Origin of the sequence: Kytococcus sedentarius, from assembly GCF_041937525.1 — a bacterium.
Lineage (GTDB): Bacteria > Actinomycetota > Actinomycetes > Actinomycetales > Dermatophilaceae > Kytococcus > Kytococcus sedentarius_A.
Genome location: NZ_CP169391.1, coordinates 892205 through 904859, shown reverse-complemented (window position 1 = coordinate 904859; position 12655 = coordinate 892205). Strand labels below are relative to the sequence as shown.

11 protein-coding genes are annotated in these 12655 nt (G+C 74.7%); 8 read left to right on the top strand and 3 right to left on the bottom strand.

The genetic code is table 11. The features are described from left to right. The first annotated feature begins 24 nt into the window (after positions 1–24). The 5 genes from ACEY2A_RS04210 to ACEY2A_RS04190 are packed head-to-tail and all read left to right on the top strand — an operon-like array spanning position 25 to position 5686. A complete protein-coding gene (locus ACEY2A_RS04210) occupies positions 25–2079 on the top strand; it encodes a primosome assembly protein PriA (protein WP_374929624.1) in 2055 nt (684 codons plus the stop codon). 11 nt (positions 2080–2090) lie between these two features. Further along, positions 2091–3083 carry a methionyl-tRNA formyltransferase gene (gene fmt, locus ACEY2A_RS04205; protein WP_374929623.1) on the top strand — a complete coding sequence of 331 codons (993 nt, stop codon included), beginning with the start codon at positions 2091–2093 and terminating at the stop codon, positions 3081–3083. Continuing rightward, complete coding sequence (locus ACEY2A_RS04200; RefSeq protein ID WP_374929622.1) at positions 3076–4584, top strand: RsmB/NOP family class I SAM-dependent RNA methyltransferase; 1509 nt, start codon at positions 3076–3078, stop codon at positions 4582–4584. Before fmt ends, ACEY2A_RS04200 begins: the two co-directional genes overlap by 8 nt. Then, positions 4581–5252 (top strand): ribulose-phosphate 3-epimerase, encoded by a 672-nt coding sequence (gene rpe / locus ACEY2A_RS04195; protein WP_374929621.1) that lies wholly within the window; start codon positions 4581–4583, stop codon positions 5250–5252. The genes ACEY2A_RS04200 and rpe overlap by 4 nt, the downstream gene beginning before the upstream one ends. Beyond that, positions 5249–5686, top strand: a complete 438-nt coding sequence (locus ACEY2A_RS04190) for a PH domain-containing protein (protein WP_374929620.1) — start codon at positions 5249–5251, stop codon at positions 5684–5686. Before rpe ends, ACEY2A_RS04190 begins: the two co-directional genes overlap by 4 nt. Before the next feature lie 24 nt (positions 5687–5710). Here ACEY2A_RS04190 and ACEY2A_RS04185 read toward each other — a convergent pair whose 3' ends face one another. The 3 genes from ACEY2A_RS04185 to ACEY2A_RS04175 are packed head-to-tail and all read right to left on the bottom strand — an operon-like array spanning position 5711 to position 8239. Continuing rightward, entirely contained in the window at positions 5711–6901 is a 1191-nt protein-coding gene (locus ACEY2A_RS04185; protein WP_374929619.1) for an aromatic acid exporter family protein, read from the bottom strand. Continuing rightward, positions 6898–7491 carry a hypothetical protein gene (locus ACEY2A_RS04180; protein WP_374929618.1) on the bottom strand — a complete coding sequence of 198 codons (594 nt, stop codon included), beginning with the start codon at positions 7489–7491 and terminating at the stop codon, positions 6898–6900. Before ACEY2A_RS04180 ends, ACEY2A_RS04185 begins: the two co-directional genes overlap by 4 nt. Before the next feature lie 4 nt (positions 7492–7495). Continuing rightward, positions 7496–8239, bottom strand: coding sequence for a TIGR03085 family metal-binding protein (locus tag ACEY2A_RS04175; RefSeq protein ID WP_374929617.1), 744 nt, complete (start codon positions 8237–8239; stop codon positions 7496–7498). Between the two features lie 130 nt (positions 8240–8369). On the opposite strand from ACEY2A_RS04175, the gene ACEY2A_RS04170 reads away from it, so the two are divergent. The 3 genes from ACEY2A_RS04170 to ACEY2A_RS04160 are packed head-to-tail and all read left to right on the top strand — an operon-like array spanning position 8370 to position 12624. Further along, complete coding sequence (locus tag ACEY2A_RS04170) at positions 8370–10223, top strand: ABC transporter ATP-binding protein (RefSeq protein WP_374929616.1); 1854 nt, start codon at positions 8370–8372, stop codon at positions 10221–10223. Next, entirely contained in the window at positions 10220–12079 is a 1860-nt protein-coding gene (locus tag ACEY2A_RS04165; RefSeq protein WP_374929615.1) for an ABC transporter ATP-binding protein, read from the top strand. The genes ACEY2A_RS04170 and ACEY2A_RS04165 overlap by 4 nt, the downstream gene beginning before the upstream one ends. Continuing rightward, positions 12076–12624: a Trp biosynthesis-associated membrane protein gene (locus ACEY2A_RS04160; protein WP_374929614.1), complete on the top strand. Its 549-nt coding sequence runs from the start codon at positions 12076–12078 to the stop codon at positions 12622–12624. The genes ACEY2A_RS04165 and ACEY2A_RS04160 overlap by 4 nt, the downstream gene beginning before the upstream one ends. Positions 12625–12655: the final 31 nt, after the last annotated feature.

Below are 12655 nucleotides of genomic sequence, written 5' to 3'. Positions count from 1 at the left end.
CAGCTCCCGGTCCCGGGGCTGAGCGTGTCGCGTTCCGCCCCTCCCGGGGTGGGCGAGCTGGCCGCCGAGCACCCGGTGGCCCGCGTGCTGGTGTCCGGGACGCTGCCCCACCTGGACCGCCCCTTCGACTACGTGGTCCCCGCGGACCTGGACGCGCAGGCCGTGCCCGGGGTGCGCGTCACGGTGCCGTTGGCAGGCCGCACCGAGGAGGGCTGGATCACCGAGCGCCTGGCCGAGAGCGACCACCCCGGCCAGCTCAGCCCGCTGCGGTCGGTGGTCTCGCCGCTGCCGGTGTTGACCCCGGCACTGCATGCCACCTGCGTGGCCGTGGCCACCCATTACGGGGGCACCGTCTCGGACGTCGTGCGGCTCGCGATCCCGGCGCGCCACGCAGGCCAGGAGAAGGCCGTCCTGGAGCAGCCCGCGCCGCCCGTCGAGCCCGAGGGGGCGGAGGCGCCCCGCCCGAGCCCCGCCTGGCGCGGGGTGGCCGCCGCCGCGGCCCTGCTGGCCCGCATCGCGGCCGGGGAGCACCCCGCGGCCTCCTGGGTGGCCGCCCCCGATGGTGGGGATCCGGCGGCCCACTGGGCGCACGGCCTGCTGGATCTCGCGGTCGCCGCCGCCGCCTCGGGCCGGGGGGCACTGCTGCTGGTGCCGGACGAGGCCGACGTGGAGCGGGTGATGGCCGTGGCGGGGACCCGCCCCGAACCGGTGCTGGCCGCGCTGGCGCCCCTCACCGCATCGCAGGGGCCCCGCGCCCGGTACGGGCGGTGGGTCGAGGTGCTCCAGGGGCACCAGCGGCTGGTGGTGGGCACCCGCTCGGCGGCCTTCGCGCCCGTGCGGGACCTGGGGCTCGTGGCCTGGTGGGACGACGGGGACGACTCGTGGCGCGAGCCGCGCACCCCACATCCGCACACCCGCGAGGTGGCTGCGGCGCGGGCCCGGACGGAGGGGGCGGCGCTGGTGGCCGGCGGGCACGTGCGCAGCGCCCGCCTGCAGCACTGGGTGGAGTCGGGGTTCATGGCCGATCTCGCTGCCCACGCCGGGTCCGTGCGCTCCGCCGCGGCGCGGGTCCACGTGGCCGGTGAGGGGCAGGACGAGGCGCGCGATGCCGGAGCCCGCCTGGCCCGCATCCCCACCGCGGCGTGGACGGCGGCCAAGCGGGCACTGGAGCACGGACCGGTGCTGGTGCAGGTGCCCCGGACGGGGTACTCGGGCTCGGTGCGCTGTCAGGACTGCGGTGCGGCGGCCGAGTGCCCCGCCTGTCCGGGGCGGCTTGCGCAGACCTCCGCCGACACCGGGCCGCGGTGCAGCACCTGCGGTCAGGAGCCGACCCACTGGACCTGCGGGCAGTGCGGTGGGCGGCGCTGGCGCCCCGCTGCGCCCGGAACCGACCGCACAGCACACGACCTGGGCCGGGCCTTCCCGGGGGTGCCGGTGGTGACCTCCACGGCGGCCTCCCGGGTGGCCGAGGTGGGCCGGGACCCGGCACTGGTGATCGCCACGCCGGGTGTGGAGCCGCACGCGGTGGCCGGCTACGCGGCCGCGCTGGTGCTGGACGGGGCGGTGACCCTCGAGCTGCCGCTGTCCGATGCGGCCTCGGAGGCGCTGCGCCGGTGGACCGGTGGCACCGCCCAGGTGCGCCCCGAGGGCCCGGGCATCGTGCTGTGCGGGCTGCCGGCCCACGCCGGGATCGATGCCGTGGAGGGCTTCCTGCGCCGTGACCCCGCGTGGTTCGCCCGGCAGGTGCTGACCGAGCGGCGCGCGGCCCAGCTGCCGCCAGCGGTGGCGCTGGTGCACCTGGTGGGCCACCGGCGGGACGTGGAGGCCGCCATGGTGGAGCTCTCGGCAGCGCTGCCCGCCAGCGAGGTGGTGGGCGTGGTGCCCGTGGGTGCCGCGGCGCTGCCCAGCCGGTGGGAGCTGCCCCTGGAGCAGGCGGCGCAGGCGTGGGTGCGCACCACCTGGGAGCACGCGGCGGAGCTGGGCCGCACCGTCCATGCGCTGCGGGCCCACCGCTCGGCCCGCAAGGCCCGGGGCGAGCTGCTGATGACCGTGGACCCCGAGGAATGGTTGGCTCCGTAGACTTGCCCCTCGTGCGCATCGTTTTTGCTGGGACCCCCGAGACCGCCCTGCCCTCCCTGGAGCACCTGCTCGAGGGTGCGCGGTCGCCCGAGGAGGAGGCCCGCCACGAGGTGGTGGGGGTGCTCACACGCCCCGACGCCCGGGTGGGACGCGGACGCAAGGTGCGACCCAGCCCGGTGAAGGCGCGCGCACTGGAGGCGGGGCTGCCCGTCATCGAGAGCGATCGACCGTGGGAGGACGAGCCGCTGGCCGCCCTGCGGGAGCTGGCCCCGGACGTGGGGGCGATCGTGGCCTACGGCGCACTGCTGCCGCCGAGCGTGCTGGAGGTGCCAGCCCACGGGTGGGTGAACCTGCACTTCAGCATCCTGCCCGCGTGGCGCGGTGCCGCGCCCGTGCAGCGCGCCCTGATGGCCGGGGACGACGTGACCGGGGCCACCACCTTCGTGTTGACGCAGGGCATGGACACCGGCCCGGTCCTGGGCACGCTCACCGAGACGGTCCGGCCGGCGGACACCGCCGGTGACCTGCTGGAGCGCCTCGGGGTGGCGGGGGCACCGCTGCTGACCGAGAGCCTGCACGGGCTGGTCTCCGGGGCGGTGGTCCCGGTGCCGCAGTCCACCGACGGGGTCTCCCGCGCGCCCAAGCTCACCGTGGAGGAGGTGCGGCTCGACTTCACGCAGCCGGCCTTCGCCGTGGTCCGCCGGGTGGCCGGCGCCTCGCCGGCACCCGGCGCGTGGACGACCTTCCGCGGCGACCGGCTCAAGGTGCTGCAGGCCGCGCAGGTCGACCCGGCCGGTGGGTCGGGTGCCCGGGAGGCCACAGGGAACGACCTGCCGGAGCTCGCCCCGGGGCACCTGCGCGTGCACGAGGGGCAGGTGCTCACCGGGACGGCCACCGACCCGGTCCGCCTGCTGCGGGTGCAACCCCCGGGCAAGCAGGCGATGGACGCAGACGCATGGGCCCGTGGGGCCCGATTCGACGACCAGGAGGTGCTCGGTGGCTGACGCCCGGGACACGCAGGACGCACGCAACCCCCGCCGCGGACGCAGCAGCCAGGCGCCGCGCCAGCGCGCCCGCCGTGGCGATGGAGCCCGCACGGCCGCCTGGCACCTGCTGGCCGCCGTGGACGAGGGCGCCTACGCCAACCTGGAGCTGCCGCACGTGCTGCGCCGTTTCCGGCTCAGTGGGCGTGACGCTGCCTTCGCCACCGAGCTGGCCTTCGGCACCGTCCGTCAGCAGGGCCTGTACGACCTGGTGATCGCCCGCGCCACGGGCCGCGACGTGGAGACGCTCGATCCCGAGCTGCTCCGCACGCTGCGCCTCGGCGCCCACCAGGCCCTCTCGATGCGGGTGCCCGCCCACGCCGCCGCCGACCAGACCGTGGCCCTGGCCCGCTGGGCGAACGGCGCCGGCCCGGCCAAGCTGGTGAACGCCGCCATGCACCGCATGACCGAGAAGGACCGCGACACCTGGGTGGCCGAGGTCACCGAGGGGCTGCAGGGCCCCGAGCTGCTGGCCGCCCGCCACTCCCACCCCTCCTGGGTGGTGCGTGCCCTCATGGCCGGGCTGGTGGACCGCGGCCGCCCGACCGACGAGGTGGAGGCCCTGCTGGAGTCGCACAACACCGCGGCGCTGGTGTCCCTGGTGGCCCGCCCCGGGTGGGTGGACGTCGCCGAGCTGGTGGAGCACGAGGCGGTCGAGGAGGGCCGCTGGGCCCCCACCGCCGCCACCCTCGTCGAAGGGGCGCCGGCCGCTGTCCCCGCCGTCGAGGAGGGCCGCGCGGGGGTGCAGGACGAGGGCTCGCAGCTGGCCGCCCTCGCCCTGGCCGGTGCGCCCACCCAGGGGCAGGACACCGGGCTCTGGCTGGACCTGTGCGCGGGCCCGGGAGGCAAGGCCGCCCTGCTGGCGGCGACTGCGCACCAGCAGGGTGCCCGCATCGTGGCCAACGAGCTGCACCCGCACCGGGCCGAGCTGGTGCGACGCACGCTGGCTCCCGCCGACCTGCCCGAGGGCGCGGCGCCGGCTGCGGAGGTGACGGTCGGCGACGGCGCGGAGCTCGCCGCCCAGCGGCCGGGTGCCTTCGACCGTGTGCTGGTGGACGTCCCGTGCACCGGTCTGGGAGCGCTGCGGCGCCGCCCGGAGGCGCGATGGCGTCGGCAGCCGGCGGACCTGGCGTCGCTCGCGCCCACCCAGCGCTCCCTGCTCCACGCCGCACTCGATGCGGTGCGTCCCGGGGGAGTGGTGGCGTACGTGACCTGTTCGCCGCACCCGGCGGAGACCTCGGTGGTCGTCGACGACGTGATCGCACGGCGCGACGACGCCGAGCTCGTGGAGGTGGCCCCCGTTCTCCGTGAGGTGGCCCCGGCCACCGCATCGGCGGAGCTCGACGGCGTGGAGGGTGCCCGCGGGGCGCGCGCCACGTCCGTGCAGCTGTGGCCGCACGTCCACGGCACCGACGCCATGTACATCGCGCTGCTGCGCCGTACCCCCCAGGAGAACGCATGAGCCGCCCGGTCGCCCTGCACCCCAGCATCCTCGCCAGCGACTTCACCCGACTGGGGGACGAGCTCTCCCGCATCGCCACCGCGGACGCCGCGCACGTCGACGTGATGGACAACCACTTCGTGCCCAACCTCACCATCGGCATGCCGGTGGTGGAGGCGCTGCAGGAGATCACCCCCATCCCGCTGGACCTGCACCTGATGATCAGCGACGTGGACCGCTGGGGTCCGCAGTACGCCGAGACCGGAGCCCACTCGGTGACCTTCCACGTGGAGGCCAGCCAGAACCCGCGGCAGCTGGCGCGGGACATCCGCTCCGCCGGCTCGCGGGCCGCGATGGCACTGAAGCCGGGCACGCCCTTCGCGGACTACGCCGACCTGCTGACCGAGCTCGACATGGTGCTGGTCATGACCGTCGAACCCGGCTTCGGGGGCCAGTCGTTCATGGCCGTCCAGCTCGAGGTGGTGCGGGAGGTGCGACAGGCGGTCGGGGCGTCGGGCCTGGACGTCGCCATCCAGGTGGACGGTGGCGTGAACGCGGAGACCATCACCCAGAGCGCTCGGGCCGGGGCGGACGTGTTCGTGGCCGGCTCCGCGGTGTTCGGGGCCGAGGACGTGGCCGCGGCCGTCACCGATCTGCGCTCCCGCGCGGCCGAGGCGGCCGGGCGATGAGCCGCCCGGAGCAGAGCGAGGCCCTGCGTCCCTTCCGCCCGCGCCGCGGCCGGTGGGTGGCCATCGGGTCGGCGCTGGTGCTGTTCCTGCTGTTCGTGCTCATCGCCGTCGTGGCGGAGAACTGGGGCACCCCCGACCGGCTCATGACGGTCCTGGGCGGCGCCGGGCTCGCGGCCTTCCTGTGGCGCTATGCCGCCATCCGCGCGGTGCCGGACCGGCAGGGCATGACGGTGCGCAACCTGTTCACCACGCAGCGGGTCGAGTGGAACGAGGTGCGTGGCGTGGTCTTCAGCCCGGGAGACCCGTGGGTCCGCCTGCAGCGCACCCACGGGCAGGAGGATCTGGCCGTGATGGCCATCCAGGCCGCGGACGGCGATGCCTCGCGCGCCGAGGCGAGCCGGCTGGCCGGCATCGTGGAGGCGCTGCGACGCTGAGGTCACGGCGCGGGGGACGGACGGTCAGCCGTCCTCGGAGGACTGCACCTCGTGGTACCGCGAGGGCACACGGACGCGGGCCTCGCCGTAGGAGAGTCCGGTGACCATGTACATGTCCACGATGGCCGAGCGCACCTGCGCCCGGATCACCTCGGCGCTCAGGGACGGCTGGTGCGCGCGGTGATTGGTCAGCTCCGCCAGTTCGCCCAGCTGTCGCCGTACCGCTCCGAGGGCCTGGGGGTCGTCCAGCGCCTTGGCCAGGTCGGAGGCGATGTCGGCGGCCTCCGCCACGAGATCCACGTAGCTGGACGGGACGGGCTCGCCCTCCAGGATGGCCACGTCCGCACGACGCACCAGGACGCGGGCGTTGCGCAGCAGGCGGTCGAAGGCCGTGAGCTGCCGGTCCAGTCCCCGCAGGTCGGTGCGCTTGCGCCACTGCCACGGGACGGTCCGCGCGATGGCGGCGCCCTCCTCCACCTGGCTGCGCAGCTCGCCGAGCAGGTGGTCGGTGAAGCGGGCGTCGCGCAGGGCCTCACCCACGATCTGCTCGTTGCGCTCCGAGAGTCCGTGCGCGGTGCGGTCGAACAGCCGGGCCACCTCCTGGGTGAGCCGGCGAGCCATGCGGCGGGGTTTGCGCAGCGGAGAGGTGGGGGTGACCATGGCGATCGCGATGGCCACCAGGCCGCCGATCACCGCATCGATCCAGCGCGAGAGCGCGCCGCCGGGCAGGATCGTCGCCGTCGCGACCACCACCCCCTGGACGCCCGCCTGGATGGTCAGCAGGCTCCCCGCGCCCGCGAAGGTCGCGATCACCATCGCCAGCAGCGCGATGAGGGCGGTCTGCCAGGCGCCGGTGCCCAGGAAGTGCACGATGAGCTCGCCGGTGAGGATGCCGGTGGCGGCCCCGGCCGTGATCTCCACCGCCCGCGTCAGGCGGTTGCCGAAGTTCATGCCCAGGCAGACCACGGCCACCACGCCGGCGAAGATCGGGGCCTCGTGACCGAACAGCTCCCGGGCGACGTACCAGCTGATGCCGGCTCCGATGGAGGCCTGCAGCATGGGGAAGATCCGCTGCTTGAGACGGTCTCGGCTCTCGCGGGCCTCCGAGGCGGACCAGCGCTTGGCACGCTCGAAGGCCCGCAGCTCGCGGGCGGAGTCGTTCTGCACCCGGATGCTGCCGGTCGTGGTGCGTTGCGTGGGACGGTGGGCGCTCACGACACCGCTCCCGTGACCAGCTGGTCCCACACCGGGGGGTGCTCGGCCAGCAGCTGGTCCTCGGCTGCGGCCCACCCCGGCCACCACGAGTCGGTGCCGTCCCGGCCGAGCAGCTCGGACTCGCGGCGTCGGACGGCCTGCCGCCGCGCAGGGGCCGGGGCCTCCATCCACACGACGTGGTCCACGCCGTCCCGCGCCGGGGGAGCGCTCGACCCGACGCCCTCGACGACGAGCAGCCCCGTGCGGGGGCGCTCGAGGCTCCCGGTGGAGCCGTAGCGACCGGCGGCCCAGTCCCAGCGGGGCCAGGTGACCCGCGATGCCCCGGAACGCAGGGGGGACAGGACGCACCAGTCCAGCAGCGCCGGGGCAGCCGTCAGCCCGGACCACCCGGCGTAGAGCTCCTCGACCGCCACCAGACCCACCTCGCCGATGCCGACGCCCAGCTCAGCGGACGCATGCGTCCGCAGGCGCTGCGCGAAGTGCGTCTTGCCCGAGCCCGAGCGCCCGTCCACCGCGATCACGACGAGGCCGCCGTCGGCCACGCGCCGGCCGACGGCGTCCCAGACCCCCTCGAGGCCGGTCCTGCTCACCGGCTCACATCGCCCGCCGGTGGGAGCGCAGGGCGTCGACGTCCGCCGGGTCGCCGGACAGCTCCACCTGCGCGACGGACTCGCGACCGAAGGAGAAGAGGAGGAGCTCCACCGGCTCGCCGGTCAGCACCACGGTGCCCCGCCCCTCCGGGGGCCGCTTGGCGGCGGTCCGTCCGATGCCGGGGGCCACCAGCACGACCCCCACGGGCGACTTGCGGTGCGTGAGCCCACCGGCACGGGTCAGCATGCGCCAGACCGCGTGCTGGAGCTCGTCGTCGCGACGCACCGTCCACCCCGGGACCGCGCGGCGGACGTCCTCGTGGTGCACGACGTACTCCCCGAGGTTGACGGCCGGGCCCACGACAGGCAGTGCGAAGGGCATCCAGGGCGCCGGCCCGCGGGAGAACCGGGCCAACAGGGTGCCCCAGTCCTTGCCGGCGTACTGGCCCTGCACCTTCTCGGTGTGCCCCTCGGCCGGGGTGCCGGGCAGGCCGATGCCGGGGAGCACGTCGGGGCGGGACTCCCGGGCCACCATGTGGGCTGCCAGGTCCCGGGTGGTCCACCCCTCGCAGAGCGTCGGGGCGTCGGGGCCGGCGGCCCGGAAGGAGGCCACGAGCGCTTCGCGCTCGGCCTGCAGGAGCCGGGCCGGGCCCCCGGAGTCGGACCCGGGGCGGGTCTCCGTGCGGGTCGGGGTCGGCTCGCGGTGGTCGGTCGGCTGCTGGGGACGGGACGCGGAAGCAGGAGACATGGCCCCATCCTGTCAGGTGCAACCGGTGGCTGCCCGCTCCAGGGGCACCCACGGGGACCACCCGCGCGCGCCCGGACTGCCGACGTGAGAACCTGAACCTCCACCCGTCGACGACCACCCAGGAGGGTCCGTGCCGCCCCATGCCCCGAAGGCCTCCGCCTCGGCCGACCTCCTCGACGAGCAGGTCTCCACCCTCGAGGCCCTGAAGGTCGTCTGGCAGGGCATCCGGCGCGAGCCGGGCTACTTCACCATCGCCGTGCTCGGTTCCGTGGTGTGGGCCGCCTCCATCGTGGCGGTGGCCCGGGCCATCGGATGGGCGGTGGAGACGATCGTGGAACCAGCAGCCCTGTCGGACGACGTGGGCCTGCGCACGGCCCTGTGGGGCTTCGTCGTCGTCCTGGCGGCCTACCTGCTGCAGGCAGCCTCGATGCTGGTGCGTCGCCTCGCCGCGGGCATGGTCGCCTTCCGCCTGGGCGCCACCTACCGCCGCCTGGTCACGAACGCCTACCTGCGCCTGCCGCTCTCCTGGCACAAGCGCCACCCGGGCGGGCAGCTGCTCAGCAACGCGAACGCGGACGTGGAGACCACCTGGCGCATCTTCATGCCGCTGCCCATGTTCATCGGGGTGCTCTTCCTGCTCTTCTTCGCGGGGGTCTCCATCTACCTGGTGGACCCGGTGCTGGCCGCCGTGGCCGGTGTGGTCTTCCCCGTGCTGGCGGTGCTGAACCTCTGGTACCAGCGCGTCATGGCCCCGCGGGCCCAGCTCACGCAGGAGCTGCGCAGCGAGGTCTCGCGGGTGGCGCACGAGAGCTTCGAGGCGGGGCTGGTCGTGAAGTCGATGGGGCGTGAGGACGCCGAGACCCACCGCTTCGGCCGCAGCGCCGGCGAGCTGCGCGACGCCGCCATCTCGATGGGGCGCGTCCGCGGGCTGTTCGACCCCCTCATCGAGGCACTCCCGCAGATCGGCACCCTGAGCGTCCTCGTGGTGGGCACCTGGCGCGCCGTCCACGGCGAGGTCACCACCGGTGACGTGGTGGAGGTGGCCTATCTCTTCACGATGATGGCGATGCCGGTGCGCGCCCTGGGCTGGACGCTCTCGGAGGCGCCCGCATCGGCCGTCGGGTGGCGCCGCGTGCAGGCGGTGCTCACCGCGCCCGGTGGCCCGGGCACCGGGACCCGCCGCCTGACGGGCGAGGGGGGCCTGGACGTGCAGATCCGCGACCTCACGCACGCCCACGAGGACGCGCCGGACGCCCCCACCCTGCGCGGCGTGAACCTTGACGTGCCCGCTGGCGAGACGGTGGCGGTGGTGGGGTCCACCGGCTCGGGCAAGTCCACCCTGGCGTCACTGACCCTGGGTCTGCTGGAGCCCACCGGGGGGCACATCCGCTACGACGGGATCGACCTGGCCGAGATCGCCCCGGAGTCTCTGGTGCAGGCGGCCGCGCTGGTGGAGCAGACGGCCTTCATGTTCGACGACACGGTGCGCTTCAACGTCACCCTGGGCGACGAGTCCTTCTCGGACGATGACGTGTGGGCCGCACTGGAGGTGGCCCGCGCCGACGGCTTCGTGCGGGAGCTCGCCGAGGGTCTCGACCAGCCGGTGGGGGAGCGGGGTGGCTCGCTCTCCGGCGGCCAGCGGCAGCGCATCGCCCTGGCGCGGGCCATCATCCGCCGGCCCCGCTTCCTGGTGCTCGACGACGCGACCAGCGCCGTGGACCCCTCGGTGGAGCGGGCGATCCTCACCCGGCTGCGCGACGGGCGCGCCGGCATGACCGTGCTCGTGGTGGCCTACCGGATGGCGACGATCGCCCTGGCCGACCGTGTGGCCTACCTGGAGGACGGCCGCATCGCCGCCACCGGAAGCCATGCCGAGCTGATGGCCTCGGTGCCGGGGTACGCCCGGGTGGTGGGTGCCTATGCGGCGGACCACGCCGAGCGCCAGGCCGCTGGGGGCACCACGACGCAGGGGGAGGACGCATGAGCACCCAGCAGGCACGCACGAAGGACAGGACCACCCCCGAGAGCGCGGCCGGGTCCGGCGCCGTTGCCCTGGGTGGTGGCTCGTCCATCGGCATCTCGGACACGGGCACCATCGCCACGCTGCGGCGCGGGCTCAGGCTCTCCCCGGAGCTCACCCAGGGGTTCGGGCTCACGCTGTTCCTGGCTGCGCTGGCGACACTGGGCAAGCTGGCCGTCCCGGTCGCGGTGCAGCAGGCCACCGACCACGGCCTGCTCAGCGAGGGCGGCCCGGACGCGCGGTACACGCTCACCATGGGGCTGGTGACCATGGCTGCGGTGATCGTGCTCTCGGCCGCCAACTTCGCCGTGAACGTGCGGCTGTTCACGGCGGCGGAGAGCGGTCTGGCCACGCTGCGCACCAAGGCCTTCCGCCACATCCACGACCTGTCCATGCTCACGCAGAGCACCGAGCGCCGCGGCGCCCTGGTCTCGCGCGTCACCAGCGACGTGGACACCATCAGCCAGTTCGTGCAGTTCGGCGGCATCATGCTGATCCTCTCGGTGGGGCAGATCCTCGCCGTGACGGTGCTGATGGTGTTCTACAGCCCCTGGCTGGCACTGACCGTGTGGGTGGTCTTCCTGCCCATGCTGCTGGGCATCCGCAAGCTCCAGCCCTTCGTGGGGCGCGGCTACGCCCGGGTCCGCGAGCGGGTCGGGGCCATGCTGAGCGCCATCTCGGAGTCCATCGCGGGCGCCTCCACCATCCGCGCCTACGGCAGCCACGAGGTCACGCGGGAGCGCCTGACCGAGGCCGTCCTCGCGCACCGTGGCGCTGCGGTGCGCGCCCAGATGCGCACCGTGAGCGTCTTCACGCTGGGCATGATGTCCTCCGGCATGGCCGTCGCCGCCGTCGTGGGAGTGGGCACGCTGCTGGTGGGCCGCGGGTGGATCAGTCTGGGCGAGATGGTCGCCTTCGTGTTCCTGGTGCAGCTGTTCACCGCCCCGGTCAACCAGGCCACCGAGATCCTCAACGAGCTGCAGAACGCGGTGGCCTGCTGGCGACGGGTGATCGGCATCATCGACACCCCGGCGGACGTCTCGGATCCCGAGGACGGCGTGACCAGCCCCCGTGGCCCCGCGAGCATCACCTTCCACGAGGTCGACTTCGCCTACCCGCGCAGCGGCCTGGTGCTGCAGGACGTGGACCTGGCCTTCGAGGCCGGGCGCCGTCACGCCATCGTGGGGGAGACGGGTTCGGGCAAGACCACCGTGGCCAAGCTGATGACCCGCCTGCAGGACCCCAAGGCGGGCGCGGTGCGGCTCGATGGGGTGGACCTGCGCGAGCTCTCCTTCGCCTCCCTGCGCGACCGCATCGTGCTGGTGCCCCAGGAGGGCTTCCTGTTCGACACGAGCCTGGGCGAGAACCTGCGCTTCGCCGCGCCCGAGGCGAGCGACGAGGACCTGGACCGGGCCATCGACGAGCTCGACCTGCGCAGCTGGGTGGACACCATGCCGCACGGCCTCGACACGCCCGTCGGCCAGCGCGGGGAGTCCCTGTCGGCCGGGGAGCGCCAGCTCGTGGCCCTCCTGCGCGCCCGGCTGGCAGACCCGGACCTGCTGGTGCTCGATGAGGCGACCTCCGCCGTCGACCCGGGCACCGAGGTGCGCGTCCAGCGCGCGCTGGAGAAGCTCACCCAGGGGCGCACCTCGGTGGCCATCGCCCACCGCCTGTCCACGGCCGAGAACGCCGACGTGGTGGTGGTCATGGACTCCGGGCGGGTGGATGCGGTGGGCCACCACCTCGAGGTGCTGCGCACCAGCCCCACCTACCAGGGGCTGCACGCCTCGTGGGTGGCACAGCGAGAGGATGTGGCATGACCTCCAAGCCGATGACCGTGCTGGGCGGGCTCGCCCTGTGTGCCGTGGCCGGGGTGCTGCTCACCACCACGTGGGTGTCCGGGACGCCACAGGGTGGACTGGGCGGGGGCACCCGCCTCGACCTGAGTGGTCCCGAGGCCACCTCGATGGTGCGCCCGGCCCTGCTGACGGCGGCCGCCGGACTGCTGGTGGCCGCCTTCCTGGGGCCCGTCGCCCGCCGGGTGGCCGGGGTGGTGGTCGTGCTCTCCGGCATCGCGGTGGTGGCCGGTGCGCTCCTGGTGGTCCAGGACCCCGCCTCCCCGGTGGCGCAGGCCGCCGCGGAGGCCTGGGGACTGGCCGACGCCAGCTCCGTGCAGGCCCAGGCCCAGGCCACCTGGGCGCCCTGGGCCACCGCCGCCGCGGGTGTGCTGCTGGCCCTCACCGGGGTGGCCGTCCTGCTGGCCCGCTGGCAGGGCCTGGGTTCCCGCTACGACCGCGAGGGGGCTCGTGAACCGGCCGACGAACCACTGTGGGACAGCCTCAGCCGGGGCGAGGACCCGACCTGAGATACTGACCGCACCGACGTCGTACCGCCCG